Source organism: Chromobacterium subtsugae, assembly GCF_035919665.1.
GTDB lineage: Bacteria > Pseudomonadota > Gammaproteobacteria > Burkholderiales > Chromobacteriaceae > Chromobacterium > Chromobacterium subtsugae.
Genome location: NZ_CP142381.1, coordinates 4,669,949 through 4,695,520, shown reverse-complemented (window position 1 = coordinate 4,695,520; position 25,572 = coordinate 4,669,949). Strand labels below are relative to the sequence as shown.

26 protein-coding genes are annotated in these 25,572 nt (G+C 66.6%); 19 read left to right on the top strand and 7 right to left on the bottom strand.

Going from position 1 to position 25,572, the window contains the following annotated elements:
- Positions 1–71: 71 nt before the first annotated feature.
- The 9 genes from murG to moaC all read left to right on the top strand — a co-directional run bounded on the left by murG (position 72) and on the right by moaC (position 8,528).
- Positions 72–1,181, top strand: coding sequence for an undecaprenyldiphospho-muramoylpentapeptide beta-N-acetylglucosaminyltransferase (gene murG / locus U6115_RS22450; RefSeq protein WP_043571767.1), 1,110 nt, complete (start codon positions 72–74; stop codon positions 1,179–1,181).
- A gap of 10 nt (positions 1,182–1,191) precedes the next feature.
- A complete protein-coding gene (gene murC, locus U6115_RS22445; protein WP_043571769.1) occupies positions 1,192–2,583 on the top strand; it encodes a UDP-N-acetylmuramate--L-alanine ligase in 1,392 nt (463 codons plus the stop codon).
- 51 nt (positions 2,584–2,634) lie between these two features.
- Positions 2,635–3,546 carry a D-alanine--D-alanine ligase gene (locus U6115_RS22440; RefSeq protein ID WP_043571771.1) on the top strand — a complete coding sequence of 304 codons (912 nt, stop codon included), beginning with the start codon at positions 2,635–2,637 and terminating at the stop codon, positions 3,544–3,546.
- Entirely contained in the window at positions 3,536–4,261 is a 726-nt protein-coding gene (locus tag U6115_RS22435; protein ID WP_043571774.1) for a cell division protein FtsQ/DivIB, read from the top strand. Before U6115_RS22440 ends, U6115_RS22435 begins: the two co-directional genes overlap by 11 nt.
- A gap of 19 nt (positions 4,262–4,280) precedes the next feature.
- Positions 4,281–5,525, top strand: a complete 1,245-nt coding sequence (ftsA, locus tag U6115_RS22430) for a cell division protein FtsA (protein ID WP_043571776.1) — start codon at positions 4,281–4,283, stop codon at positions 5,523–5,525.
- Positions 5,526–5,618: 93 nt separating this feature from the next.
- Entirely contained in the window at positions 5,619–6,806 is a 1,188-nt protein-coding gene (gene ftsZ / locus U6115_RS22425; RefSeq protein WP_043571778.1) for a cell division protein FtsZ, read from the top strand.
- A 112-nt stretch (positions 6,807–6,918) separates the two neighbouring features.
- Positions 6,919–7,830, top strand: a complete 912-nt coding sequence (gene lpxC, locus U6115_RS22420) for a UDP-3-O-acyl-N-acetylglucosamine deacetylase (RefSeq protein WP_043571973.1) — start codon at positions 6,919–6,921, stop codon at positions 7,828–7,830.
- A gap of 2 nt (positions 7,831–7,832) precedes the next feature.
- Complete coding sequence (locus U6115_RS22415; protein ID WP_043571780.1) at positions 7,833–8,015, top strand: hypothetical protein; 183 nt, start codon at positions 7,833–7,835, stop codon at positions 8,013–8,015.
- 33 nt (positions 8,016–8,048) lie between these two features.
- Positions 8,049–8,528 (top strand): cyclic pyranopterin monophosphate synthase MoaC, encoded by a 480-nt coding sequence (moaC, locus tag U6115_RS22410; protein WP_043571782.1) that lies wholly within the window; start codon positions 8,049–8,051, stop codon positions 8,526–8,528.
- 4 nt (positions 8,529–8,532) lie between these two features.
- Here moaC and U6115_RS22405 read toward each other — a convergent pair whose 3' ends face one another.
- The 3 genes from U6115_RS22405 to U6115_RS22395 all read right to left on the bottom strand — a co-directional run bounded on the left by U6115_RS22405 (position 8,533) and on the right by U6115_RS22395 (position 10,494).
- Positions 8,533–9,069, bottom strand: coding sequence for a hypothetical protein (locus U6115_RS22405; RefSeq protein WP_043571784.1), 537 nt, complete (start codon positions 9,067–9,069; stop codon positions 8,533–8,535).
- Positions 9,070–9,207: 138 nt separating this feature from the next.
- A complete protein-coding gene (locus tag U6115_RS22400) occupies positions 9,208–9,714 on the bottom strand; it encodes a CNP1-like family protein (protein ID WP_043571786.1) in 507 nt (168 codons plus the stop codon).
- A gap of 15 nt (positions 9,715–9,729) precedes the next feature.
- Entirely contained in the window at positions 9,730–10,494 is a 765-nt protein-coding gene (locus tag U6115_RS22395; protein WP_043571789.1) for an NRDE family protein, read from the bottom strand.
- Between the two features lie 122 nt (positions 10,495–10,616).
- On the opposite strand from U6115_RS22395, the gene U6115_RS22390 reads away from it, so the two are divergent.
- The 10 genes from U6115_RS22390 (at position 10,617) to U6115_RS22345 (ending at position 19,787) form a co-directional block, all read left to right on the top strand.
- A complete protein-coding gene (locus U6115_RS22390) occupies positions 10,617–10,847 on the top strand; it encodes a sulfurtransferase TusA family protein (protein ID WP_043571791.1) in 231 nt (76 codons plus the stop codon).
- A gap of 63 nt (positions 10,848–10,910) precedes the next feature.
- Positions 10,911–11,945: a dihydroorotase gene (pyrC, locus tag U6115_RS22385; RefSeq protein WP_043571793.1), complete on the top strand. Its 1,035-nt coding sequence runs from the start codon at positions 10,911–10,913 to the stop codon at positions 11,943–11,945.
- A gap of 422 nt (positions 11,946–12,367) precedes the next feature.
- Positions 12,368–13,981: a peptide ABC transporter substrate-binding protein gene (locus U6115_RS22380; RefSeq protein ID WP_043571795.1), complete on the top strand. Its 1,614-nt coding sequence runs from the start codon at positions 12,368–12,370 to the stop codon at positions 13,979–13,981.
- Between the two features lie 146 nt (positions 13,982–14,127).
- Entirely contained in the window at positions 14,128–15,048 is a 921-nt protein-coding gene (gene oppB, locus U6115_RS22375; protein WP_043571798.1) for an oligopeptide ABC transporter permease OppB, read from the top strand.
- A gap of 13 nt (positions 15,049–15,061) precedes the next feature.
- On the top strand, positions 15,062–15,976 hold the full coding sequence (locus tag U6115_RS22370) for an ABC transporter permease subunit (RefSeq protein ID WP_080770131.1): 915 nt from the start codon (positions 15,062–15,064) through the stop codon (positions 15,974–15,976).
- Between the two features lie 25 nt (positions 15,977–16,001).
- On the top strand, positions 16,002–17,003 hold the full coding sequence (locus tag U6115_RS22365) for an oligopeptide/dipeptide ABC transporter ATP-binding protein (RefSeq protein WP_043571802.1): 1,002 nt from the start codon (positions 16,002–16,004) through the stop codon (positions 17,001–17,003).
- Entirely contained in the window at positions 16,996–17,988 is a 993-nt protein-coding gene (oppF, locus tag U6115_RS22360) for a murein tripeptide/oligopeptide ABC transporter ATP binding protein OppF (RefSeq protein ID WP_043571804.1), read from the top strand. Before U6115_RS22365 ends, oppF begins: the two co-directional genes overlap by 8 nt.
- A gap of 124 nt (positions 17,989–18,112) precedes the next feature.
- Entirely contained in the window at positions 18,113–18,538 is a 426-nt protein-coding gene (locus U6115_RS22355) for a DUF3224 domain-containing protein (RefSeq protein ID WP_052257885.1), read from the top strand.
- Between the two features lie 122 nt (positions 18,539–18,660).
- On the top strand, positions 18,661–19,374 hold the full coding sequence (locus U6115_RS22350; protein WP_197465967.1) for a 2-phosphosulfolactate phosphatase: 714 nt from the start codon (positions 18,661–18,663) through the stop codon (positions 19,372–19,374).
- A gap of 62 nt (positions 19,375–19,436) precedes the next feature.
- The gene (locus tag U6115_RS22345) at positions 19,437–19,787 is read left to right on the top strand and encodes a YbjQ family protein (protein ID WP_052257886.1); all 351 of its coding nucleotides are present in this window, start codon (positions 19,437–19,439) and stop codon (positions 19,785–19,787) included.
- Here the strand turns inward: U6115_RS22345 and U6115_RS22340 are convergent.
- Genes U6115_RS22340 through U6115_RS22325 form a run of 4 tightly spaced genes read right to left on the bottom strand, consistent with a single transcriptional unit; the run spans position 19,784 to position 25,544 of the window.
- Positions 19,784–20,704, bottom strand: coding sequence for a GNAT family N-acetyltransferase (locus U6115_RS22340; RefSeq protein ID WP_043571808.1), 921 nt, complete (start codon positions 20,702–20,704; stop codon positions 19,784–19,786). The two genes, U6115_RS22345 and U6115_RS22340, sit on opposite strands and share 4 nt — an antisense overlap.
- A complete protein-coding gene (locus tag U6115_RS22335; RefSeq protein WP_043571979.1) occupies positions 20,701–21,963 on the bottom strand; it encodes a phenylacetate--CoA ligase family protein in 1,263 nt (420 codons plus the stop codon). The genes U6115_RS22340 and U6115_RS22335 overlap by 4 nt, the downstream gene beginning before the upstream one ends.
- Positions 21,964–22,008: 45 nt before the next feature.
- Positions 22,009–24,411 (bottom strand): acyl-CoA reductase, encoded by a 2,403-nt coding sequence (locus U6115_RS22330; protein ID WP_043571809.1) that lies wholly within the window; start codon positions 24,409–24,411, stop codon positions 22,009–22,011.
- A 2-nt stretch (positions 24,412–24,413) separates the two neighbouring features.
- A complete protein-coding gene (locus tag U6115_RS22325) occupies positions 24,414–25,544 on the bottom strand; it encodes a LuxE/PaaK family acyltransferase (protein ID WP_043571812.1) in 1,131 nt (376 codons plus the stop codon).
- Positions 25,545–25,572: the final 28 nt, after the last annotated feature.

The following is a 25,572-nucleotide window of genomic DNA, read 5'->3' as shown; positions in this document are numbered from 1 at the left end:
TGCGAGCCCGAAGGGCGAAGCAAGAACCGGCGCATGATGCGCGGCAACAAGATTTAACGGAACGGATAGAAATGGCGAATCGCACGGTCATGGTGATGGCGGCAGGCACGGGCGGACACATCGTCCCCGGCCTCGCCGTGGCCAAAGAGCTGCAACAGCGCGGCTGGAAAGTGGTGTGGCTGGGCACCAGCCGCGGGATGGAGAACAAGCTGGTGCCGCCGTCCGGCATCCCGTTGGAAAAGCTGAATTTCCATGGCGTGCGCGGCAAGGGCCTGCTGGGCTCGCTCAAGGGCGCGGCGCAACTGGCGGCCGCGTTTGTCCGCAGCCTGGCGCTGATGCTGCGCCATCGGCCGGACGCGGTGCTGGGGATGGGCGGCTATGTCTGCCTGCCCGGCGGCGCGGCGGCGGCTCTGCTGTGGAAGCCGCTGGTGCTGGTCAACGCCGACGCCGGCCTGCTGCTCAGCAACAAGGCGCTGCTGCCGTTCGCCAGCAAGCTGGCCTGCGGTTTCGACGGCAGCGCCGCGCGGCAGGCCAAGGCGCTGGTCACCGGCAATCCGGTGCGCGGCGAGATCGAGAACATCGCGCCGCCGGCCGAGCGCTTCGCCGGCCGCAGCGGTCCGCTGAAAGTGCTGGTGGTGGGCGGGAGCCTGGGCGCGAAAATATTGAACGAAACGCTGCCGCAGGCGATGGCCAAGTTGCCGGCCGACAAGCGGCCGCAACTGACGCACCAGACCGGCGAGGCCAATTTCGCCGCGGTCGAGGCGGCTTATCAAGCAGCGGGCCTGCGCGAGCAAGTGGAGCTGCTGCCCTTCGTCGACGACATGCCGAAGCGCCTGGCCGAGTGCGATCTGGTGATTTGCCGCGCCGGCGCGATCACGGTCAGCGAATTGTGCGCGGCCGGCGTGCCTAGCGTGCTGGTGCCGCTGGTGGTGTCCACCACCGGCCATCAGCGCGACAACGCCGAGTGGATGGCCGAGGCCGGCGCGGCCTGGCATCTGCCGCAGAAGGAATTGAACGCCGACGGGCTCGCGGGCCTGCTGGCGAGTTTGGACAGAGACCAGTTGCTGGAAAAGGCCGGGCGCGCGCGCGCGCTGGCCCGCTCCGGCGCGGCCGGCCGGGTGGCCGACCTGTGCCAGCAGCTGGCCGGGGATAGACCGGACGCCGTAGAAGCGTCCCAGTAGAGACACAGACATGAAACACAGGGTCAAACACATACATTTCGTCGGCATAGGCGGCGTCGGCATGTGCGGCATCGCCGAGGTGCTGCACGGCCTGGGCTATACCGTGTCCGGCTCCGACATGGCCGACGGCGCCACCACCAAGCGGCTGGCGGCGGAAGGCGTGCGCGTGTTCTTCGGCCACGACGCCACTTATATCGAAGGCGCCGACGTGGTGGTGACGTCCACCGCGGTGAAGGCCGACAACCCGGAAGTGCTGGCGGCGCGCGACAAGCGCATCCCGGTGATCCCGCGCGCGATGATGCTGGCCGAGCTGATGCGCTTCAAGCAGGGCATCGCCATCGCCGGCACCCACGGCAAGACCACCACCACCAGCCTGACCGCGTCGGTGCTGGGCGCGGCCGGCCTGGACCCGACCTTCGTCATCGGCGGCAAGCTGACCGCCGCCGGCACCAACGCCAAGCTGGGCTTGGGCGAATTTCTGGTGGCCGAGGCCGACGAGTCGGACGCCTCCTTCCTGCACCTGTCCCCGGTGATGGCGGTGGTGACCAATATCGACGCTGACCACATGGACACCTACGACCACAGCTTCGACAAGCTGAAGCAGGCTTTCGTCGATTTCCTGCAGCGGATGCCGTTCTACGGCCGCGCGGTGCTGTGCGTGGACGACCCGAACGTGCGTGAGATCAAGGAGCGCATCACCAAGCCGGTGACCACCTACGGCCTCGACGATTCCGCCGACATCTACGCCGAAAACGTGCGCGCGGCGGCCGGCCAGATGCATTTCGACGTGGTGGTGAAGAACGGCACCATCACCCGCTTCCCGCTGGTGTTGAACCTGCCGGGCCGCCACAACGTGCTGAACGCCTTGTCGGCGATCGCCATCGGCCTGGAGTGCGGCGCCAGCATCGAAGCCATCCAGCAAGGCCTGGCGGAATTCGCCGGCGTCGGCCGCCGCTTCCAGCGCTACGGCGAGGTGAAGGCCAAGGACGGCGGTAGCTTCACGCTGGTGGACGATTACGGCCACCACCCGGTGGAAATGGCGGCCACGCTGGCCGCGGTGCGCGGCGCCTTCCCGGGCCGCCGCCTGTTGTTGGCTTTCCAGCCGCACCGCTACACCCGCACCCGCGATCTGTTCGAAGACTTCGTCAAAGTGCTGTCCGGAGTCGACGCGCTGCTGTTGGGTGAGGTGTACGCCGCCGGCGAAGCGCCCATCGTCGCCGCCGACGGCCGCGCGCTGGCGCGGGCGGTGCGGGTGGGCGGCAAGGTAGAGCCGCTGTTCGTCGAGAGCATCGCCGATCTGCCGCAGGCCATCGTCGATGCCGCCCGCGACGGCGATGTTGTGGTGACCATGGGCGCGGGGTCGGTGGGCGCGGTGCCGGGCAAGGTGCTGGCGCTGGTTTGACCAGGGATTTTCCGCTCGCGCCGCAGGCGCGGGCCTGTTGAGGGTAGATAGATGAAGCAGTACGGCAAGGTGGCGGTGTTGATGGGCGGTCGCTCGTCCGAGCGCGAAGTGTCGCTGATGAGCGGCGCCGGCGTGCTCTCGGCATTGCTGGCCAAGGGCGTGGACGCCCACGGGTTCGATCCGGCGGAAAAGCCGCTGGCGGCCTTGAAGGAAGAAGGTTTCGCTTGCGTGTTCAACATCCTGCACGGCCCGTTCGGCGAGGATGGCACGCTGCAGGGCGCGCTGGAAGCGCTGGGCATGCCGTATACCGGCTGCGGCGTGATGGCCTCGGCCATCGCCATGGACAAGTGGCGCACCAAGCTGTTGTGGAAGGGCGCCGGCCTGCCGATTCCGGCTTTCGAGCTGCTGGATGAAGACAGCGATTTCGACGCCATCGAAAAGCGGCTGGGCCTGCCGATCTTCGTCAAGCCGTCCAGCGAGGGCTCGAGCATAGGCGTGACCAAGGTCAAGCAGCCGGGCGAGTTGCGCGCGGCGTTTGCGGAAGCGCGCAAGTACGACGCGGTGGTGATCGCCGAGCAGTTCATCGGCGGCGGCGAGTACACCTGCGCGGTAATCGGCGACGTGGCTTACCCGACCATCAAGATCGAACCGGCCACCGAGTACTACGACTACCAGGCCAAGTACTTCCGCGACGACACGGTCTACCGCTGCCCGTCCGGCCTCGCGCCGGAAGTGGAAGCGAAGGCGCGCGAATTGGCGCTGAAGGCGTTCAAGGTATTGGGTTGCCGCGGCTGGAGCCGGGTGGACTTCCTGATGGATGAAGCGGGCGAGATCTACCTGCTGGAAGCGAATACCAGCCCGGGCATGACCAGCCACAGCCTGGTGCCGATGGCGGCGCGGGCCGAGGGCATCGCTTACGAAGACTTGTGCCTGAAGGTATTGGATACGGTGCATGTGGGATAACCATCGGCTGCTCCGGAGCCTGGCCAATCTGATGCTGGGCGCTGCAGCGCTGATGTTGCTGTACGCGGGGGGATTCTGGCTGACGCACGCGCCGGTATTCCCGGTGAAGAAGATACGCATCCAGGGGGATATGAACCGGGTGACGGCCGAGCAGCTGAAGTTCATCGCGGAGCATGAACTGGCCGGTACCTTCTTCACGCTGGACATCGACAAGACGCGCGCGGCTTTCGGCAAATTGCCGTGGGTGCGCGACGCGCAGGTGAGGCGGCGCTGGCCGGACGCGCTGGACATCACCGTGGAGGAGCATGTGGCGCTGGCGCGCTGGGGAGAAAACGGCCTGGTCAACACCCGCGGCGAGCGTTTCGACGCCGCCAGCGACGCCAAGCTGCCGGTGTTTTACGGTCCGGCCGGCGCTGAGAAGGACATGACGGCGATGCTGACGCAGATGCGTCAGTCCTTGCAGCCGTCGGGCCTGGCGCCGCGCGAGCTGTGGCTGTCGTCGCGGCGGGCGTGGAAGGTGGTGTTGGACAACCAGCTGCAGCTGGAGCTGGGCAGAAATGACGTGGTGGCGAGGGCGGAACGTTTCGCCACCTACTGGAAGAGCGAATTGGCGCGGTTGCCGTATCACATCGAATACGTCGATCTGCGCTATCCAAACGGATTCGCCGTGCGGATGCCCGATTACAAGGCGCCGCCGGTAAAGGGAAACAAGTGATTAGGCGTTGGAGCGACAGGTGAGCAAACCAAAGGAAAGCAAGAACATGCTGGTCGGCCTGGACATCGGCACCTCTAAGATCGTGGCGATCGTCGCCGAGGTGCTGGAAGACGGCCAGCTTAACATCGTCGGCATGGGACACACGCCGTCGCGCGGCTTGAAGCGCGGCATGGTGGTGAACATCGAGTCCACCGTGCAGGCGATCCAGCGCGCGCTGGAAGAAGCCGAGCTGATGGCCGACTGCAAGATTCACGAGGTGTTCGTCGGCATCGCCGGCAGCCACATCAAGAGTGTGAACTCGCACGGCATGGTGGCGATCAAGGATCGAGAAGTCACCAAGATGGACATCGACCGCGTGATCGAAACCGCGCGCGCGGTGACCATTCCGCCCGACCACCAGGTGCTGCACATCCTGACCCAGGAATACAGCATCGACGGCCAGGAAGGCGTGCGCGAGCCCTTGGGCATGAGCGGCGTGCGGCTGGAAGCCAAGGTGCACATCGTCACCGGCGCGGTGTCCGCCGCGCAGAACGTGACCAAGTGCGTGCGCCGCTGCGGCCTGGAAGTGTCCGACCTGGTGCTGCAGCCGATGGCCTCGGCCATCGCCGTGTTGTCGGAAGACGAAAAAGACCTGGGCGTGTGCCTGATCGACATCGGCGGCGGCACCACCGACATCGCCGTGTACGTGGGCGGCGCGATCCGCCACACCGCGGTGATTCCGATCGCCGGCGACCAGATCACCAACGACATCGCGATGGCCTTGCGCACCCCGACCAAGGAAGCCGAGGACATCAAGATCCAGCACGGCGTGTCGCTGGTCGCGATGGCCGATCCGGCGCAGATGATAGAAGTGCCCGGCGTCGGCGAGCGCGGTCCGCGCCAGATGTCGCGCGCGACGCTGGCCGAAGTGATCGAGCCGCGGGTGGAAGAGCTGTTCCAACTGGTGCAGCAGGAGCTGCGCCGCAGCGGCTTCGAGGAGCTGCTGTCGTCCGGCATGGTGTTGACCGGCGGCGCCAGCCTGATGCCGGGCATGGTGGAGCTGGCCGAAGAGGTGTTCCACCTGCCGGTGCGCGTCGGCGTGCCCAAGTATGTAGGCGGCCTGGCGGAAGTGGTGAAGACGCCGCGCTTCTCCACCGGCGTCGGCCTGCTGTTGTACGGCAAGGACCAGATCCAGGGTTATGCCGGCCCGCACAGCAAGGCCGAGTCGGCCGGCGTGGGGCAATTGTTCGGCAAGATGAAGGCCTGGTTCGCCGGGAACTTCTAAATGGCGGGAAAGCGCCGGCCGCATGGGCGGCGGCGCGATGATTCGGGCGTAGTAAACACGGTTAGTGGCTCATCTTATGTTGAGGAGAGGAAAATGAGCGGAATGGTATTCGAAGTGATGCAGGAAACGGCCACCACGGCCGTGATCAAGGTGATCGGCGTCGGCGGCGGCGGTTGCAACGCCATCGACAACATGATCACCGGCAATGTGCACGGCGTGGAGTTCATCTGCGCCAACACCGACGCGCAGTCGCTGCAGCGCAACCGCGCGCCGCAGAAGCTGCAGCTGGGCACCAACCTGACGCGCGGCCTGGGCGCCGGCGCCAATCCGGAAGTGGGCCGCAGCGCGGCGCTGGAAGACCGCGAACGCATCGCCGAGATGCTGCGCGGCTCCAATATGGTGTTCGTCACCGCCGGCATGGGCGGCGGCACCGGCACCGGCGCGGCGCCTGTTGTCGCCGAAGTGGCCAAGGAAATGGGCATCCTGACCGTAGGCGTGGTCACCCGTCCGTTCGAGCACGAAGGCAAGCGCATGAAAGTGGCGCAGAACGGCATCGAAGACCTGAAGAAACACGTCGATTCGCTGATCGTGATCCCCAACGAGAAGCTGATGGAAGTCCTGGGCGAGGACGTCACCATGCGCGAGGCGTTCCGCGCCGCCGATGACGTGCTCAAGGGCGCGGTGGCCGGCATCGCCGAAGTCATCACTTGCCCGGGCCTGATCAACGTCGACTTCGCCGACGTGCGCACCGTGATGTGCGAAATGGGCCTGGCGATGATGGGCTCCGCCTACGCCTCCGGCATCGACCGCGCCCGCGTGGCGGCCGAACAGGCGGTGGCCAGCCCGCTGCTCGACAACATCACGCTGGAAGGCGCGCGCGGCGTGCTGGTGAACATCTCCACCGCGCCGGGCTGCCTGAAGATGAGCGAGTACCGCGAGATCATGGGCATCGTCCGCCAGTACGCCGACGAAGAGGCGCAGATCAAGTTCGGCACCGCCGAAGTGGAGGACATGCCGGAAGACACCATCCGCGTGACGCTGATCGCCACCGGCCTCGGCCAGAAGAAGTCCGCCCGCAACGAAGAGCGTCCGGAGTACATCAAGATCGTCAAGACCGGCACCGACGACCGCGCGGTGGAAATGGTCAACTACGAAGACCTGGACGCGCCGGCCATCATGCGCACCGGCCGCCGCCGCTCGTCGCCGTCGCTGGACTTCTCCAATCCGGAAGTGAGCGAGAGCTACGACATCCCGGCCTTCCTGCGCAAGCAGGCCGACTAAGCGGAGAGACAGGATAGAGAAACGCTATTCTTGCAAGCGAATCAATCAATAAAGCATAGCTTGCCGCTATGCTAGAATCGGGTTTTCCCGTCTGGTTGAGTAGCCTGAAATGATACTGCAGCGCACGCTGAAGCAAGCGATCAGCGCCACGGGCGTCGGTCTGCATTCCGGCGAGCGGGTGAAGCTCACCCTGCTGCCGGCGCCGCCCGATACCGGCATCGTCTTCCGCCGCACCGACTTGCCCGAGCCGGTCGACGTGAAGGTGGATCCCTCGCTCGTCAACGACACGCGCCTCTCCTCCACGCTGGTGACGGACACCGGCGTGCGTGTCGGCACGATCGAGCATCTGATGTCGGCGTTTGCCGGCTTCGGCATCGACAACCTGGTCGTCGAGGTGACGGCGGCGGAAATGCCCATCATGGATGGTTCCGCCGCGCCTTTCCTCTATCTGCTGCAGACGGCCGGGGTGGTGGATCAGCCCAAGAAAAAGCGTTTCATCCGCGTCAAACAGAGCGTGATGGTGGAAGAAGGCGACGTGTGGGTCCGGCTGGACCCGCACGAAGGCTTCAAGGCCAAGCTCGCCATCGTGTTCAACCACCCGGCGTTCAATCGCGCGCCGCAGACGGTGGAGGTGGATTTCGCCCGCCATTCCTACCTAGACGAAATCAGCCGCGCCCGCACCTTCGGCTTCATGCACGAGCTGGAATACATGCGCAACCACGGCCTGGGCCGCGGCGGCAGCCTGGACAACGCCATCGTGATCGATGACGAGTACGTGCTCAATCCAGAGGGCCTGCGCTTCCCGGACGAGTTCGTCCGCCACAAGCTGCTGGACGCCATCGGCGACCTGTACATCGTCGGCCATCCGCTGATCGCCGCCTTCTCCGGCCACAAGTCCGGCCACGCGATGAACAACAAGCTGCTGCGCAAGCTGCTGGCGACGCCGGAGGCCTGGGAGTACGTCAGCTTCGACGACCCGCTGGACGCGCCGTCCAGCTTCCACTTGCTGCCGCCGCAGGAATAAGCATGTTCGGCTTCTGGCGGCTGTGGCTGCTGGCGACCATCCTGGCCATAGGCTGGGCGCTGTTGTGCTTCGCCCTCACCCACGACAGACGCCATCTGCGCCGGGTGCTGGCCATCGTCCGCTGGAGCGCCGGCCTGTTGATCATTGTGTCCTGTTTCTGGCTGATTTTCTGCCTGCTGCGTTGAGCGCCGCGGGCGTTTTCATTTGAAGGATTCGTTATGACCCGACTCACGCATTTCGATGACGGCGGCCAGGCCCACATGGTGGATGTCGGCGCCAAGGCGGCCACCGCCCGCCGCGCGGTGGCAGAGGGCGTCATCCGCATGCTGCCGGCCACCTTTGCGCTGGTGAAGGGCGGCGGCCACAAGAAGGGCGACGTGCTGGGCATCGCCCGCGTCGCCGCCATCATGGCGGCCAAGAAAACCTGGGACCTGATCCCGCTGTGCCATCCGATCGCGCTGACGCGGCTGGCGGTGGATTTCGCGCTGCTGGATGCCGAGTCCGCGGTGCGGATCGAGGTGACCGCCGAATGCAACGGCCAGACCGGGGTGGAGATGGAGGCGCTGACCGCGGTCAATGTCGGCCTGTTGACCATCTACGACATGTGCAAGGCGGTGGACCGCGGCATGGAGATCGGCGGCGTGCGGCTGCTGGAGAAAGACGGCGGCAAGAGCGGCAGCTGGCGGGCGCCGGACTGAGCGATTACTTGCCGGTCTGCGGATCCAGCTCCTGCGGGCCGGGCGCGCCGCCGGCATCGAACACCGGCGGATGGATTTCATGCCAGCGCTGGCGGCGGTTCCACTCGTAGAGGCCGCGGCCGGACTGCAGATGCAAATAGACGTGCTGGTAGCGCGAGCGCGCCAGCATGTCGTGGGTGAGCTGGTTCAGCTCCTGCACCGACACATACAGCAGCAGGGTGGCCGCCACGGCGCCGTGTTCGAAGGTGCTGGCGGCCAGCAGCAATTGCAGCTGGTGCCCGGGCGGCACATGGTAGTCCTTGCCCACCTTGGCCTCGATGCGGCAGGCGACGTCGCTGGCGTTGGCCGGCAGCGCGAACATCGAATAAATGCCCACCGCCGCCTGGCGGGCGAGATGGGCTTCCTTCTTTTTGGCGGTGCGCCGGACATGCTCGCCGGCCAGCACCTCGGTGACTTCTATCGCCAGCAGGCGGCCGTCTGGCAACCGCACGCCGACATCGGGAGCGGGGGTTTTCAGCGACTTCAGTTCGAGCGGATGCATGCCTTTTTGCTCGAGCAATCGCCTGACCCACTCCCTTTCGCGATTTTCCTGTTGGGTTTGCTGATCCATCGGCGCTTACGCAAATGCAAGGACAGATGATTCATTCTAGAACATCATCCATCCGCATTCGCGGCCGCCTCAGGAACCCTTGCGCAGCGACTTCAGCGCTTCGGCGGCGTCGCGCGGCGCGCTGTGCGACGGGCACAGCAGTTCGCGCAGTTCGCGCCTGAGCTTGTCGCCATAGACGATGTCCTGCCATATGGGCCGCATCGGCTCGATCCAGCGGTGGTTGACGCTGTCGCCGAAGCCGTAGGCGCGGTAGCGGGCGTCCTTGCACAGAATGCCTTCCACGCTGAGGTTTTCCACGCCGTTGGGGCTGAGCACCTTGCTGATGTAGCGCACCACGCCGTCCTGGCCCACGCTCAGCGTTTTGCCATCGACGAAGAAACGGTTGCTCTGCAGCCAGTCAGGCTTCACTTCCACCCAGTCGGCGGCTTGCGGGTAGTCGGGCAGCGCGTAGGCTTGCTCCTCCCAGGCTTTTTCGTCCTCGAAGGTGATGTTTTTCTTGATCCTGTCGTTGTCGGCCAGCGCCGGCAGGCTCAGGCACAAGGCCAGCGCGGCCGGCAGGGTGAGGAATGCTTTCAAGTTCGATGCTCCGGATCAGCGCGCCGTGCCGGCGCGCAGGTTGTAATGGCGGCGGCCGGTTTCGCGGCCGGCCAGGCCCCAGCTCAATTCGGAAAAGGCGATGTCGCCGCGGCTGGACACCGTCAGCAACATCGAGGCGCGGGTGCCGTAATCGCGGCCCTGGATGAAGATCGGCGACAAGGTTTTTTCCAGCGCCAGGCCGATACGGGTGTTGGGCAGCTGGCCGGGGCCGGCCGGGGTGGGGTCGGACAGCGCCGCGTAGGCCTGGTCTTCGTTGGGCACCCGCTGGAATTCGCGCAGGTATTCGGCCAGCCGCTGGCTCTTGAACCACGGCGTATCCAGCGTGGCGTTGGACAGCGTGTGGATGCCGGGCGTGACGCGGGCGATCTGCGCGGTGCGGCTGTGGAAGAAGAACAGGTCGGAGGTATGGCCGAACAGCAGATTGAACGGCGCGTAGCGGTGATGCTCGGCGCGCAGCCAGTCGGCAAAAGCGAAGGCGTCGTCGTCGCCGCTGACGAAGCGCTCCACCAGTTCGCCGCGCGAGCGCTCGGCCTTGGCCGGAAAACCGTCGCGGAAGTTGGTGATGGCGGCGAAGCGGTTGCGTCCGTCGACCATCATCCAGCTGCCGCCGGATTGCAGGTCGCGGCCGCCCAGCGTATGCGGGTACTCCGGCCACCAGTCCAGCGGCGCCGACGGGCGGGCGTAGTATTCGTCGCGGTTGGCCAAGAGGGCCAGCTGGCCCATGCCCGGCGTCTTGTAGGCAAAAGCGATGATGCACATAGTGAAGACCGATTTGGGGAAGGCTTGACGACTGGCGTAAACTATACGGCCAGAAGGCCCGCCGCAGCGCGCGGGCCCATACCCCATTCATTGTAACGCGATATGGCTCAGGACACCGGCCCATGACTCCCGACAAGCAGATTGATCTTTCCGGCCTCAATTGCCCGCTGCCCATCCTGCGCGCGAAGAAGGCGCTGGCCGATATGGCGAGCGGCGCCGTGCTGGAGGTGATCGCCACCGATCCCGGCGCGCCCAAGGACTTCGAGGCGTTTTGCCGCCAGACCGGCAACGGCCTGCTCGAATCGACCACCACCGGCGAGGGCAAGTTCCGGATGGTGCTCAAACGCAAATAAGCATGCCTGGCGACGGTGTTCCCGTCGCCATTCTTTTATCTCTAGCCACGCCAAGCCCCGACCATGCAGACACTCACCCTGATCCGCCCCGATGATTGGCACCTGCACCTGCGCGACGACGCCGCGCTGGCCGCGGTGCTGCCCGACACCTGTCGCCAGATGGGCCGCGCCATCGTGATGCCCAACCTGAAGCCGCCGGTCACCACGGTGGCCGCCGCCGCCGCCTACCGCGAGCGCATCCTGGCCGCGCGCCCGGCCGGCAGCGCCTTCGAACCGCTGATGACGCTGTATCTGACCGACAAGACCAGCGCCGATGAAATCCGCAAGGCCAAGGCCTGCGGCTTCGTCCATGGCGTCAAGCTGTATCCTGCCGGCGCCACCACCAATTCCGACCACGGCGTCACCGACATCGCCCAGGCGATGCCGGCGCTGCAGGCGATGGCCGAAGTCGGCATGCCGCTGTTGGTGCACGGCGAGGTGACCGACGCCGACATCGACGTGTTCGACCGCGAGGCGGTGTTCATCGAACGGGTGATGAAGCCGCTGCTGGCCAAACTGCCGAATTTGAAGGTGGTGTTCGAGCACATCACCACCCGCGAGGCGGCCGAATTCGTCGCCGCCGCGCCGGCCAATGTGGCCGCCACCATTACCGCCCATCACCTGCTGATGAACCGCAACGCGCTGTTCGTCGGCGGCATCCGGCCGCACCATTATTGCCTGCCGGTGCTCAAGCGCGAGCAACACCGCCAGGCGCTGGTGAAAGCGGCCACTTCCGGCTCGGCCAAGTTCTTCCTCGGCACTGACAGCGCGCCGCACGCCAAGGGCGCCAAGGAGGCGGCCTGCGGCTGCGCCGGCATGTACACCGCCAACGCGGCGATCGAACTTTACGCCGAAGCCTTCGAAGCCGCCGGCGCGCTGGACAAGCTGGAGGCTTTCGCCAGCCTGAACGGCCCGGCCTTCTACGGCTTGCCGGCCAACGGCGGGCGCATCACCCTGGCCAGGGAAAGCTGGACCGTGCCGGCCGAGCTGCCGTATCCGGGCGACGCGCTGGTGCCGCTGCGCGCCGGGGAACAGATAGGCTGGCGTTTGCTGGACTGACGGGAAAAAACGCTTGAAAAGCCGCCTATGGGCGGCTTTTTTCATTTGGTGCGATTTTTTAATGTGAATGGAAATCCATCGCGCTTTCTGCAAATCAGGGGGCGATGATATGTAAGGCTGGCGCGGTGGCGGCGCGGGTTTTTGCCATGAAATTTGCTCGGATCAGCTAATAGCATTTCACATGTCGGCATGTCGAAAGTATAAAAAACAGCGTGTAATCAAGCCATTGATTTGCATGAGTAGTCTATTGTCTGACAAAGTTGCGATGTTGAGAAAAATGAATGGCATATTATGGGTCTTGGGGCTTGAAGTATTCAAAACCCTCTGCGCATAATCTGCGGACCCACTCTGGATACAATCGAGTGAAAAAAATCCGCCGTCTTGCGATAGACAGGACGGAGACAGAACAAGGAGAGTAGAAGATGACTGACAAGCAATCGCTGAAGGCGATCGCCGCCGCCGTCGCGCTGGCCATGGCTTCCGGTTCCGTGCTGGCCGCCAAGGTGCCCGCCGGCGTCAAGCTGGCCGCCAAGCAGGAGTTCACCCGCAATACCGGCGCCGAGCCGGAAACGCTGGATCCGGTAGTGGCGGAATCCGTGCCGGCCAACACCATCACCGCCGACCTGTTCGAGGGTCTGACCACGCTGGATGTCTACGGCAAGGTTCTCCCGGGTGTCGCCGAAAGCTGGAAGGAAGTCGAAGCCAATACTTGGGTGTTCCACCTGCGCAAGAACGCCAAGTGGTCTGATGGCACCCCGGTGACCGCCGGCGACTTCGTCTACGGCTGGCAGCGTTTCGTCGATCCGAAGACCGCCTCCCCGTACGCGTCGACCTACGGCATGTTCATCGTCAACGGCAAGGAAATCGCCGAGGGCAAGAAGCCGGCCTCCACGCTGGGCGTCAAGGCCGTCGACAAGTACACGCTGGAAGTGAAGACGCCTTATCCGGTGCTGTTCCTGCCGTCGCTGGTGGCCAACACCCAGCTGGCGCCGCTGCCGAAGGCCACCATCGACAAGTACGGCAAGGACTGGACCAAGCCGGGCAAGATGGTCAGCAATGGTCCGTTCCTGCTGAAGGACTGGCAAGTCAACAGCAAGATTGTCACCGCCAAGAACCCCAACTACTGGGACGCCAAGAACGTCCAGCTGACCAAGATCACCTATCTGCCGATCGAAGACAGCAACGCCGACGTCAAACTGTTTGAATCCGGCCAGAACGATTTCGTCTACCAGTTGCCGCCGGGCACCTTCGACAAGTACAAGGCGCAGTACCCGAAGGAAATCCGCAACACCGAATTCCTGGCCCTGCGCTACTACTCGTTCAACAACAAGGATCCGCTGCTGAAGGATGTGCGCGTGCGCAAGGCGCTGTCGATGGTGATCGACCGCGACATTCTGGCCAAGAAAATCACCGCCGACGGCCAGACGCCTGCTTATAGCGTGATGGTGCGCGGCATTTCCGGCGCCGACGCCTCCACCTACGACTGGGTGAAATGGCCGATGGCCAAGCGCGTCGACGAGGCCAAGAAGCTGCTGGCCGAAGCGGGCGTCAAGCCGGGCACCAAGGTGACCTTCACCTACAACACCAACGACTATCACAAGAAGATGGCGATCTTCGCCGCTTCGGAGTGGAAGTCGAAGCTGGGCCTGAACACCGAGTTGGAAAGCCTGGAGTTCAAGGTGCTGCTGAAGAAGCGCCATGACGGCGACTACCAGATCGCCCGCAACGGCTGGAACGCCGACTACAACGACGCCACCACCTTCTTGGCATTGGTGCAGTGCAATAACGATCAGAACGAAAACAAGAACTGCAATCCCAAGGCGGAAGAGCTGATCAAGCAGGGCAGCCAGTCGCTGGACCCGGCCAAGCGCAAGCAGTTGTTCACCCAGGCCACCAAGATGATCATGGACGACTACCCGATGCTGCCGCTGCTGCAATACACCGCGCCGCGTCTGGTGAAGTCCTATGTGGGCGGCTACGGCAAGAGCCCGCTGGATCGTTACCAGGGCAAGGACCTCTACATCATCGCCCACTGAGCGTGATGCAAGCGGCCAGCGTTCGCGCTGGATGAACAGAGGCCGGAGGCCCGCCTGGCGGACTCCGGCCTGAGATGTAGATTGGCGGCGGCACGGCCTCGCGCGTTGGCGGGCGGCCGCGCTGCGCCCGCCAAGCGGAGTTCGATATGTGGTCTTATACTTTCCGACGCATTCTGGCGACGATCCCCACCTTGCTGGCGGTCATCACGGTCTGCTATCTGTTGCTGCACTTGACGCCGGGCGGCCCGTTCGACGGCGAACGCAAGGTCTCCGCCGCGGTGCTGGCCAATCTGCAGGCCAAGTACCATCTTGACCTGCCTCCGTGGCAACAATACCTGTATTACCTCAACAGCCTGCTGCACGGCGATCTGGGGGCCTCCTTCCGCTATGCCGACTGGAGCGTCAACGATCTGGTGAGCAAGGCCTTGCCGGTGTCCGCCACCATAGGCGGCGGAGCCATCCTGATCTCGCTGGTGCTGGGCGTGCTGCTGGGCACCATCGCCGCGCTGCGCCAGAACAGCGTCGTCGATTATCTGGTTATGTTGTTCGGCAATATCGGCGGCGCCTTCCCGTCCTTCGTGCTGGGGCCGGTGCTGGTGATGATCTTCGCCATCTGGCTGCCGCTGCTGCCGGCCGGTGGCTGGGACAACTTCAAGCTGAAGTTCATGATCCTGCCGATTTCGCTGTTGGTGTTCATCAACGTCTCCACTATCGGCCGCGTGATGCGCGGCAGCCTGATCGAAGTGCTGAACAGCAACTTCATCCGCACCGCGCGCGCCAAGGGCCTGCCGCTGCGCGCCATCGTGCTGCGCCACGCGCTGAAGCCGGCGCTGATGCCGGTGGTGTCGGTGATCGGCCCGCTGGCCATCTCGTCCATCACCTCGGCGGTGGTGACCGAGACGGTGTTCGGCCTGCCGGGGCTCGGCAAACTGATCGTCAACGGCGCCTCCAACCGCGACTACACGCTGGTGCTGGGCCTGGTGGTGCTGGTGACGGTGATCACGGTGGTGTTCAACCTCCTCGTCGACCTGGCTTATGCCTTGCTCGACCCCAAGATCCGCTACTGAGGGGGCGAAGGAAATGATGAAGAGCAAACAAGCGGCTGCGGCCGTAGCGCTGGAAAACGGCCTGAGCGAGGCGGCGGTCGAAGGCCGCAGCCTGTGGCGCGACGCCCGCATCCGGTTTCTCCGCAACAAGGCGGCGGTGGTCAGCCTGGTGGTGCTCAGCCTGATCACGCTGGCCTGTATCTTCGGCCCCATGCTGCTGGCCAACGGCTATGCCGATACCGACTGGGACGCGATGAGCGAGGCGCCCACGCTGCATAATATGCACTGGTTCGGCACCGACGCGCTGGGGCGCGACCTGCTGGTGCGCTGCCTGGTCGGCGGCCGCATCTCGCTGATGGTGGGCCTGCTGGCCACCATCGCCTCGGTGATCTTGGGCATAGTCTGGGGCGCCACCGCCGGCTTCCTCGGCGGCAAGGTCGACTCGCTGATGATGCGCATCGTCGACATGATGTACGCGGTGCCCTACCTGCTGATCGCCATCCTGATGGTGACGCTCTTGGGCCGCGAGTTCTACCTGGTGGTGCTGACCATCACTGTGTTCTCGTGGATGGACATGGCGCGGGTGGTGCGCGGCCAGGCGCTGGCGATCAAGTCCAAGGAATACGTCGAGGCGGCGCACGCGATCGGCGTGTCGACGCCTGTGATCATTTTCCGCCACATCGTGCCCAACCTGCTGGGCATCGTGGTGATCTACACCACGGTGACGGTGCCGGGCGTGATCCTGACCGAGTCGGTGCTGTCCTTCCTCGGCCTGGGGGTGCAGGAGCCGATGACCAGCTGGGGCGTGCTGATCCAGGACGGCGCCGGGGTGATGGACTCCACGCCGTGGATCCTGCTGTTCCCGGCCGGGATGTTGTCGCTGACGCTGTATTGCGCCAACTATATCGGCGACGGCCTGCGCGACGCGCTGGACCCGAAAGACCGCTGATCCCGCAGGATAGATGAGGCAAGCCATGAGCATTCTGAAAGTAACTAACCTCGGGGTTCAGTTCCAGACCAACGACGGCGTGGTCAACGCCGTCAACGGCGTGAATTTCGAGTTGAAAAAGGGCCAGACCCTGGGCATCGTCGGCGAATCCGGCTCCGGCAAGAGCCAGACCGTGCTGGCGATGATGGGGCTGCTGGCCAAGAACGGCAAAACCAGCGGCGAAGCGCTGTACCACGGCCAAAACCTGCTGGCGATGGGCGCGAAGGATCTGAACAAGATCCGCGGCGACCGCATCTCGATGATCTTCCAGGACCCGATGACCTCGCTGAACCCCTACCTGACGGTGGAGCGGCAGATGAGCGAGGTGCTGGAGCTGCACAAGGGCCTGAGCCGGCGCGACGCCAAAAAGCGCGCGATCGAGCTTTTGGACGCGGTGCGCATCCCGGAAGCGGCGCGGCGCATCAATATGTACCCGCACGAATTCTCCGGCGGCATGCGCCAGCGGGTGATGATCGCGATGGCGCTGCTGTGCGAGCCGGAAGTGCTGATCGCCGACGAGCCGACCACCGCGCTGGACGTGACGGTGCAGGCGCAGATCCTGACGCTGCTGAAGGACCTGCAGCGCGATTTCGGCACCTCGATCATCATGATCACCCACGACCTGGGCGTGGTGGCGGGCCTGTGCGAGAACGTGCTGGTGATGTACGGCGGCCGGGCGATGGAGTACGGCCGCGCCGACGACATCTTCTACCACCCGAGCCATCCCTACACCATCGGCCTGCTGGGCGCGCTGCCGCGGCTGGACCACGACGGCTCCGAGCTGGTCAGCATCCCCGGCAATCCGCCTAATATGGCCAATATGCCCAAGGGCTGTCCGTTCAGCGAGCGCTGCGTGCACAGCAGCGAGCGCTGCGTCGGCGAGCTGCCGCCGCTGGCCGCCAGCAGCCTGAATCCGCAGATTCTGCGCGCCTGTCACAAGCCGGCGGAAGAACTGGTCAAAGCCGCCGAGGAGGTGACGCATGTCTGAAACCGCCAAGCAGCCGATCCTGTCGGTACGCAACGTCAAGGTTCATTTCCAGGTCAAGGGCGGCGACGCCTGGCCGTGGAGCCCCAAGAAAACGCTGAAGGCGGTGGACGGGGTCAGCTTCGACCTCTTCGCCGGCGAAACTTTGGGCGTGGTCGGCGAGTCCGGCTGCGGCAAGTCCACCCTCAGCCGCGCCATCCTCAACCTGATCCCGGCGACGGAAGGCGAAATCGTCTGGATGGGCAAGGACCTGCGCCAAGGCAGCGCCAAAGACTGGCTCAGCGTCCGCAAGGACATCCAGATGATCTTCCAGGATCCGCTGGCGTCGCTGAATCCGCGCATGACCATCGCCCAGATCATCGGCGAGCCGCTGCGCGTGCACAAGCCCGAGCTGTCGGCCGACGAGGTGATGAAGCGCGTCAAGGCCATCATGAAGCGGGTGGGCCTGCGCGAGCAGATGATCAACCGCTACCCGCACGAGTTCTCCGGCGGCCAGTGCCAGCGTATCGGCATCGCCCGCGCGCTGATCCTGGAGCCCAAGCTGATCATCTGCGACGAGCCGGTGTCGGCGCTGGACGTGTCGATCCAGGCGCAGATCATCAACCTGCTGAAGGAACTGCAGCGCGAGATGGGCCTGGCGCTGATCTTCATCGCCCACGATCTGGCGGTGGTCAAGCACATCTCCGACCGCATCCTGGTGATGTACCTGGGGCGCGAAATGGAGCTGGCGCAAAAGCACGCGCTGTACGACGTGCCCTCGCACCCGTACACCCGCGCGCTGCTGTCCGCCATTCCGATTCCGGACCCGCGGCAGGAAAAGAACAAGGTGATCCAGATCCTGCAGGGCGATCTGCCCAGCCCGATCAACCCGCCGTCCGGCTGCGTGTTCCGCACCCGCTGCCCGCAGGCGGTGGAGCGTTGCGCGCAGGAGGTGCCGAAGCTGCGCAAGCTGTCGAGCGAAACGCAATCGTCCTGCCTGCTGGCCTGACGCGGACCCGTTCCGTCGCGCCGCCGCCACGCTTTGCGCTGGCGGCGGTTTTTGTTTGCGCGGCGCTGGCTGCGGCGCGCGTCAACGATTATGCTTGTAAGCCAATGGCCAAAGGAGCGGAGCGATGAGCCAACATCTCGCGGTTTCCCTGAGCTGCCGTTTCGACGTCGGCTCATGGAGCGAGCAATTGCTGCAGCAGACCGAAGGCGCCGGCGAGCTCAAGCGCGCCAGCATCGTCAACGCGCTGAGCGGCAGCCTGGAGGGACAAGGCTGGCTGGAGTACCAGCTGCTGTATCCGGCGGACGAGGGCGGCGAGGTGAGCTTCATCGGCTACGAGCGCGTGGTCGCGCGCTGGGGCGAGCGGCAGGGCAGCCTGGTGCTGCGGCATGACGGCGTGTATTCCGCCGCGGCCGGCGTCAGCGGTTCGCTGCGGGTGATGCCGGGCAGCGGCAGCGGCGATTTCGCCGGCTTGAGCGGCGACGGGCGCATCGTGGCCCGGGCGGGGGAGCATGGCGGAGAGTATCTGCTGACGCTGCAATACCGCGACTGAATCACAGGCATCACCGGCTTGTCATGCTGCCGTGGCAGTGTTTGCGGCGCAGTACTGGAAAACCATCAGTGACGCCGCCATCAGCCTTCAAGGGCTGGTGGCGGTTTTTTCGTACAGAGGGAATGATGTATCAAGGGCAGCAGGAATACGATATTGGGCTGGAATGGGGCCTGCCGGGCGTGCGTCGGCTGGATGGGCAGGCGGCGCTGTGCGTGATTGTCGACGTGCTGTCGTTCAGCACCTGCGTCGACATCGGCTGCGGCTGCGGCGCGGCGCTGCTGCCTTTTCGTCCCGACGACGAGGGTGCCGCAGCCTTCGCCGCCGAGCGCAAGGCCCAGCTGGCCGGCAAGCGCAGCCGCAACAAGCTATCGTTGTCGCCGGTCTCGATGCGGGCGCTGAGCGCCGGCAGCCGGCTGGTGCTGCCCTCGCCGAACGGCGCCGCCTTGAGCCTGGAGTGCGCGGCGGGCGAGGTGGTGGCGGGCTGTCTGCGCAATGCCGCCGCGGTGGCGGCATACGCCGGCAGCCAGGGCGCGCCGGTGCGGCTGATCGCCGCGGGCGAACGCGCACCGGACGGCGAGCTGCGTTTCGCCTTCGAAGACTTCATCGGCGCCGGCGCCATCATTCACCGGCTGACTGGCAGCAAGTCGCCGGAGGCGCAGGCGGCCGAAGCGGCGTTCTTGCTGGCCAGGCATGATTTGCTCAGCCATCTGCGCCAGTGCACGTCCAGCCTGGAACTGATCGAGCGCGGCTTCGCCGACGATATCGAACTGGCGGCGCAGCTGGATGTCAGCACCTGCGTGCCGCGTCTGCAGGCAGGCGAGTATCGCGCGCTGTGAGGCGCGGCGGTTCCCGATTCGTTTCCGGCCCGCATCGGGCGGGCCGACTTGAGGAGAATGCGATGTTGCCGGCAAAAATGGTCAGCACGACTTTCGATCTGCCCGGCTACCGGGTGGTGGCCAATCTGGGCGTGGTGCGCGGAATTACGGTGCGCTCGCGCTCGGTGGTGGGTAATTTTCTCGGCGGCTTGCAGTCGCTGTTCGGCGGCAACATCACCATCTATACCAGCTTGTGCGAGCAGGCGCGCTCCGAAACCTACGCGCTGATGTGCGAGCACGCGGCGGCGCTGGGCGCCAACGCGGTGATCGGCATGCGCTACGACGCCACCGACGTGATGGCCGGCCTGACCGAGGTGCTGTGCTACGGCACCTCGGTGCGGGTGGAGCCGCTGGACGCGGCCCGTCCGTCTTAAGCCGCCGGCTGCAAATCCAGCCGGTATAGCTGTTCGGCGCCGGCGTCGCAGAAGCGGATGGCGTCGCCGCGCTGGCCGCGCAGAAACAACAGCAGCCAGCCGCCGCCGGCATCGGGCAGCAGGCCGCCGAAGCGGAAGCCCGCCTCTGCCAGCCGCGGACGCAGCGCCAGCGCGTCGGCGCTTGGCGCCAGCTTCAGGTAGATCAGCTGGCCGGCCGGCAGGGCGGCGATTTCCGCCAGCCGCGCCGCGCTGGGCTGCGGAACGACGACTTCCAGCCGCTGGCCGTGGCGCGCCAGGCTGAGGCCGGGCAAGCGCGTCGGCGCCGCCGCCGGCGCGCCGGGACCGAAGGCCTGGCGCAGCGGCCGCAGCCATTCTTCCCATTCCGCCGGCCAGGCCAGTTCGGGCAACGGCCGCGGCCGCAGCGGCAGGCAACCCAGCACGATGCTTTCCGGCTCGGGCTTGCCGAACGGCGAATCCACGTAGTCCAGCATCAGCGCGCTGGTGTGGAAGCCCAGCGTTTGCGCCAGGTATTGGCTTTGCGGGTGCGAGCAGACTTGCTTGATGGTGAGCAGGCCGCAGCCCAGGCTGCCGGCCGCGGCGCGCAGATGGCGTCCCAGCAGGCTGGCCACGCCGCGTCCGCGCGCGTCCGGATGCACCACGTTCAAGGCCAGCTCGGCCTGGCCGGGCCGCGCCGGGTCCAGCCACAGCGTGGCATGGCCGGCCAAGCGGCCGTCCAGCAGCGCCACCGCCGAATGCCATTGCCCGCTGGCGTTGCGTTGCTCGATCTGGCTGGGCAGGTAGACGTCCGGATACACGTAGTGGTCGCCGTAGACCGCGCGGAACAGCGCGCTGACCGCGGCGGCGTCGCCGGCCTGGTAGTCGCGCGCCCAGGCGGCGGCGGGATGGCGGGCGCTCATGGCTGCGCCTCCTCGGCTTGGTAGTCGCGCAGATCCACCACCCGCATCAGCTTGCCGGAGCGCGGATGGGTGCGCATCCGCTCCGGGCTGGTCTGGACGATGTCCAGGCGCAGCTGGCCGGCCGCGCACAGCGCGGCGATGGCCGGTTGGGCGGCCAGCAAGTCCTGGCGCAGCGCCGCGCAATCCAGCTGGCGGCGGCTGGCCAGCAGCAGGCTGAGCGCGTCCCGGCCGTCCCGGCGTTCTATCGCCAGCTGCCAGGCCAACAGCTCGGCATGCCTTTCCAGCAGCGGCGCCAGTTGCGCCGGAAACAGCGACAGCGTGCCGACGCGGACGCGGTGGCCCTGGCCGGAGCGGCCCTGCAGCGCGAACTTGCGCGCCGGCCCCGGCGGCTCGCGCCAGCAGGCCAGGTCGCCGGTGGGATAGCGGATCACCGGCATCAGCCGGCGCTGCAGATTGGTCAGCGTCAGCACGCCGCAGCGGCCGGTTTCGCTGATCGGCTCGCCGCTGGCCTCGTCCAGTATCTCCACCAGGCTGTCGTCGTCGAACACCCGGTGCTCGCCGTGGCGGCAGCCGGGCTCGGCGTAGCCTATCAGGCCGGCGTCGACGCTGGCGCAGCCCACCGAGGCGATGCGGGCCCGGGGAAAAGCCTGTTTCAGCAGCGCCACTTGCTCGCCGAACAGGCTTTCGCCGCCATACAGCACGGTATCGACGCCGGCCAGCGTCTGGCCGGCATGCGCCAGGTGGTGGGCGAAGCGCAGCAGCTGCGCCGGCACGCCGGTCAGCGCGTTGATCTCATATCGGCGGATGGCGTCGGCCAGCACGGCGTCGTCGACATGGCAGGTGAACGGGAATTCCACCAGCGGCAGCGGCGCGCGCGACAGCGCGCCGTGGATGAACAGCAGGCTGGTGTAGAGGTCGCCGGCGAAGAACAGGTTGGCGACGCGGTCGCCGGCCCGCAGCTGGCGGGCGACGCCGCCGCCGAAGGCCTGGACGAAGGCTTGCCACTCGGCGCGGCTGAAGACCGACAGCTTGCCCTCGCTGGTGGAGCCGCCGGTCTTGAAGACATGGCCGTCGTCCAGCGGCGCGGTCAGCACCGGCCAGTCGCGCAGCGTTTGCGAGCCGCGCCAGTAGTGGTCGGGATCGGCTGGCGGCAGGTCGGACAGCCGCCAGCCCTCGGCGGGCAGCGCGCGGTACAGCTGGCGATAGAACGGCGAATGGCGCCGGGCGTGGTCGACGAGTGATTTCAGCTTTGGATTCATGATTGCGGCTTCGGCGCCGGCGTCCGCGGACGGCCGGCGCAAGGTTTAACGGCGCAGGTCCAGCACCAGCGGCGTCTTGCCGCTGTGCGGATGGCGGCGGAATTCGGCCGCCGGCGTCGGGGAGATTTCCAGTTTCAGCAGGCCGCCGCCGACGACTTCGCTCAGCATCGGGTCCTGCAGCAATTGGGCGCGGATGCGGTTGGGCTCGCCGTCGGCCAGCAGGCGGATGCGGTCGCAGCCGCTGTCCGCCTGGTCCACAAGCCATTGCAGCGGCAGGCCTATTTGCCGGCTCAGCTCGCCCGGATTGACGAAAATGGTGCCGACCCGCAGCAGCGCGCCGTGGCGGCCGGTGAGCTGGAAGCGGGGCGTTGCCAGGCCGCAGGCGCAGCGGCCGGGCAGCCAGCGGCCCAGGTCGCCCAGGTCGTAGCGCCGCACCCGCTGCGCTTCGCGCTCGCGCGAGGTGAACACCAGGCGGCCGATTTCGCCGGCGGCGGCGGGGCGGTCGCTGTCCTGCTCCAACACTTCCAGCCATTGGGTTTCGGCCAGCAGGTGGAATTCGCCGTCGGCGCTGCCGGGGCAGCCGTGGCCGAGCGGGCCGGCATCCACCGATCCATACAGGGCGGAGCGGATCAGCTCCACCCCGAAGCTGCCGATGTAGGCGCGCTGGCCGTCGCTGATGTGCTCGCCGCCGAAGAACACCTTGCGCACGCCGCCGTAGCCGCGCAACAGCTTGTTCTCGCATTCGAACAGCCGGTGCAAGGTGCCGGGCATGCCGACCAAGGTGTTGATGTTCTGCTCGACGATGAAGCGCGCGATCTCGCTGAAATCGTCGTCGGACGGGCCGCCCATCGGGTATTGGGCGACGCCCATGTGGTCGAGGATGGTGAAGAAGCTGAGCATGCCGCCGTACAGTTTGCCGCCGTACAGCAGGTTCATCACCCGGTCGGCGGCCGGGTCTAGCCCGGCGGCGAACAGCCCGTCGGCGGCGGCGCGCATCTGGCGGTGGTAGTCGCGATAGCTGAAGCCGGCCAGCTTGGGCGCGCCGCTGCTGCCGCCGCTGCGGAAGAACAGCTGGGCCTTGGCGTTGGCGCCCTGGCGCTGGAAGTCGGCCTTGTCCATCACCGGCAGCGCGGCCAGGCCCTCGGGCTCGGCCGGCGGCGCGTCCAGCTGGGCGTGGCCGGGCAGCGCGGCGGCGTCCAGCGTGGCCGACACCCGGCGCGACAGCCGTTGCAGCGCGTAGACGCCGTCGTGCGGCTCGCCGTCGTAGCCGTCGTGCATGCGGCCGGCCGGCGCGACGCGGCTGACCCCGGCCGCCAGCAGCGCGCGGCTCAGTTCCGGTAGGCGCGCCGCCGGGGCGATCAGGCCGCAGCTTTGCAGGCGGGTGCGCCAGGGGCGCAGGATGGCGGAGAGTTCGGCGCGCGGCGCCGGCCGCAACTGCAGGGTGCGGAACAGCGGCGACGGCGCCAGTTCATGGCGGGCGTTCCAGGCCAGCCGCCAGCCTTCGCCGTCCAGCACTTCGCCGTCCAGGCCGGCGAAGGCCTGGTCCAGCCGTAGAAAGGCCATCTGGCTGCTGATCTCGGCGGCTTCCTGCAGGTCGGGCCGCAGCGCCGGCCACTGCGGCGCGCGGCGCGCCAGCGCGGCGGCCATCCGCGCGGCGACGCCGCGCAGCGTTTCCGCGTCGTCGCAGTCCACCAGCAGGCATTGCGGGCTGGAGCAGGCCTGCTGGTCGTGGCGGCAGACATCGTCGGCCAGCGCGTTCAGCTGCGCGTCGCCGGCTGCCGGGTCGAGATAGGCGAAGCTGACGCGGTGGCCCCAGTCTATCCAGCGGCAGCCGGGCGGCAATTGCGCGCGGATGGCGGCCAGCGCGGCGTCGCCGCCCCAGGCGGACACCGCGTCGGCCTCGGCCAGCAGCGGGGCGAGCCGGTCGCTGGCGATGGGCAGCACGGCGACGCGCCGGGCCAGCCGGCCGCCGTGGTCGTGGCGCAGGAATTCGGCCAGCAGCCGCGCGCTCAGGCCCTGGTCGCTGGCGCTGGGGCGCAGCCAGTTGACGTTGCCGGCCAAGAGGCCTTCCAGCGCCGCCATGAAGGGCAGCAGCGCCGCGTTGGACGGGGTGATGTGCAGCACCAGGCCTAGCGGGCGCCAGGCTTCGAAGCGCGCTTCGCGGTAGTCGTGACGGCGCAGCGAGAACGGCCGCTCGCCCAGTTCGCGCTCCAGCTTGGCTTGCAGCGCTTCGCGGCGGCAGAAGCGCGCCAGGGCGAGGCGGCCGGCCTCGTCCAGCAGCGGGTGGCCGCCGGCGCGCGCCAGCGCGTCGGCGAAACGCTCGGCGCAGGACAGTACGGCCTCGACATCCGGCTCCGCGGCCAGGGTGTCGGCCAGTCGGGCGCGTAGCGCGGCCAGCGCGTCGTCCGCCGTGAGCTGGGCGCGCAATTCTCCATCAATCAGATACATGTTCAGGACTCCTTGATCAGTTCGGACGCGGCCATCGCGCAGCTGCGGCTCTTGCTGGTGCCGGCGCGGCCCAATAGCTCGAACCAGTCGGTGGCCAGGCCGCAGCCGCAGCTGGCCGCCGGGTGCAGCGCCGCCAGGTCGCTCAACGCCAGGCTATGGGCCGGGCTTGAGGTGATGTAGGGCGAAACCAGGTGCAGGAAGCCGGGCTCGCCGTAGGGCAGCCGCGCCAGCGTCGCGGTGTCGCGCGCCCAGGCGCGGGCCCAGCTGGGCACGTGGAAACGGTGGTTCGGGCATTCGACGTAGGGCACTGGATGCTCGACAGAGCCGTAGCCGTCGCGGCAGCGTTCGTCCGGCAGACCCAGCTGTTCGCCCAGCCGGCGGTACAGCTCCAGTTTGGGAATCGCCTGGTCGGCATGGGTTTTCCAGCCGCCGCCGAGGAAGACCAGCGATTGCGGATGCAGGGCGAGCGGAGGCAGGCCGATGTCGCGCATCCGCTCCAGCGTGAACCACAGAAAGGCCGGGAAGCCGAAAATGCGCACCGGCAGGCCTTCCGCGGCGAATTCCTGCAGCGCGCGCATCGCGCCGAAGGGATCGAACTCGTTGCCCTTGCCGGTGTGGCGCAGCGCGTAGACGGCGCGGTTGACCGGCGCGTACTTGCACAGGAACTGGTCGGTGTAGGCGGTGCCCAGCGTGATGGCGCCCGCCGGCTCGTAGCTGAGCAGCAGGTAGTTGGCCGGTTGGTCCGGGGTATGCCAGCCGTAGTGGTCGAAGATGCGGTCCACCATGCGCTGGGCGGCGCCGATGCTGCGTTCGTCGTAGCGCATCCGGCTTTTCTGGCCGGTGGTACCGGACGAAGTCAGCTCCAGCGCGTCTTCGCCGCTTGCGCTCAGCAGCAGCCGGCGCTTGAAATAGTTGGCGAAGATGGGCGGCAGCTGCGACCAGTCGGCCAGGCCGACCAGGCGCGCCGGCGTGAAGCCGTTCTGCTCCAGCCATTGGCGGTAGCCGGGGCTGCGCTCGCAGTGGTAGTCCACCAGCTCGCGCATCGCGGCGTCGAACAGGCGGTCGCATTCGGCGTCGGCGCGGTAGGGATCGTCCAGATGGCACAGCGCTTCGACATGCTTGAGTGAGGTCATGGTGCTTTACGGTATCGATGGGGAAACG

What these genes read in the sequence shown, in the direction of transcription:
- murG (WP_043571767.1), top strand. Translation starts at nt 72, where the DNA reads ATGGCGAATCGCACGGTCATGGTGATGGCGGCAGGCACGGGCGGACAC.
- murC (WP_043571769.1), top strand. Translation starts at nt 1,192, where the DNA reads ATGAAACACAGGGTCAAACACATACATTTCGTCGGCATAGGCGGCGTC.
- U6115_RS22440 (WP_043571771.1), top strand. Translation starts at nt 2,635, where the DNA reads ATGAAGCAGTACGGCAAGGTGGCGGTGTTGATGGGCGGTCGCTCGTCC.
- U6115_RS22435 (WP_043571774.1), top strand. Translation starts at nt 3,536, where the DNA reads ATGTGGGATAACCATCGGCTGCTCCGGAGCCTGGCCAATCTGATGCTG.
- ftsZ (WP_043571778.1), top strand. Translation starts at nt 5,619, where the DNA reads ATGAGCGGAATGGTATTCGAAGTGATGCAGGAAACGGCCACCACGGCC.
- U6115_RS22415 (WP_043571780.1), top strand. Translation starts at nt 7,833, where the DNA reads ATGTTCGGCTTCTGGCGGCTGTGGCTGCTGGCGACCATCCTGGCCATA.
- moaC (WP_043571782.1), top strand. Translation starts at nt 8,049, where the DNA reads ATGACCCGACTCACGCATTTCGATGACGGCGGCCAGGCCCACATGGTG.
- U6115_RS22405 (WP_043571784.1), bottom strand. Translation starts at nt 9,069, where the DNA reads ATGCATCCGCTCGAACTGAAGTCGCTGAAAACCCCCGCTCCCGATGTC.
- U6115_RS22395 (WP_043571789.1), bottom strand. Translation starts at nt 10,494, where the DNA reads ATGTGCATCATCGCTTTTGCCTACAAGACGCCGGGCATGGGCCAGCTG.
- U6115_RS22390 (WP_043571791.1), top strand. Translation starts at nt 10,617, where the DNA reads ATGACTCCCGACAAGCAGATTGATCTTTCCGGCCTCAATTGCCCGCTG.
- pyrC (WP_043571793.1), top strand. Translation starts at nt 10,911, where the DNA reads ATGCAGACACTCACCCTGATCCGCCCCGATGATTGGCACCTGCACCTG.
- U6115_RS22380 (WP_043571795.1), top strand. Translation starts at nt 12,368, where the DNA reads ATGACTGACAAGCAATCGCTGAAGGCGATCGCCGCCGCCGTCGCGCTG.
- oppB (WP_043571798.1), top strand. Translation starts at nt 14,128, where the DNA reads ATGTGGTCTTATACTTTCCGACGCATTCTGGCGACGATCCCCACCTTG.
- U6115_RS22370 (WP_080770131.1), top strand. Translation starts at nt 15,062, where the DNA reads ATGATGAAGAGCAAACAAGCGGCTGCGGCCGTAGCGCTGGAAAACGGC.
- U6115_RS22365 (WP_043571802.1), top strand. Translation starts at nt 16,002, where the DNA reads ATGAGCATTCTGAAAGTAACTAACCTCGGGGTTCAGTTCCAGACCAAC.
- oppF (WP_043571804.1), top strand. Translation starts at nt 16,996, where the DNA reads ATGTCTGAAACCGCCAAGCAGCCGATCCTGTCGGTACGCAACGTCAAG.
- U6115_RS22355 (WP_052257885.1), top strand. Translation starts at nt 18,113, where the DNA reads ATGAGCCAACATCTCGCGGTTTCCCTGAGCTGCCGTTTCGACGTCGGC.
- U6115_RS22350 (WP_197465967.1), top strand. Translation starts at nt 18,661, where the DNA reads ATGATGTATCAAGGGCAGCAGGAATACGATATTGGGCTGGAATGGGGC.
- U6115_RS22345 (WP_052257886.1), top strand. Translation starts at nt 19,437, where the DNA reads ATGTTGCCGGCAAAAATGGTCAGCACGACTTTCGATCTGCCCGGCTAC.
- U6115_RS22340 (WP_043571808.1), bottom strand. Translation starts at nt 20,704, where the DNA reads ATGAGCGCCCGCCATCCCGCCGCCGCCTGGGCGCGCGACTACCAGGCC.
- U6115_RS22335 (WP_043571979.1), bottom strand. Translation starts at nt 21,963, where the DNA reads ATGAATCCAAAGCTGAAATCACTCGTCGACCACGCCCGGCGCCATTCG.
- U6115_RS22330 (WP_043571809.1), bottom strand. Translation starts at nt 24,411, where the DNA reads ATGTATCTGATTGATGGAGAATTGCGCGCCCAGCTCACGGCGGACGAC.
- U6115_RS22325 (WP_043571812.1), bottom strand. Translation starts at nt 25,544, where the DNA reads ATGACCTCACTCAAGCATGTCGAAGCGCTGTGCCATCTGGACGATCCC.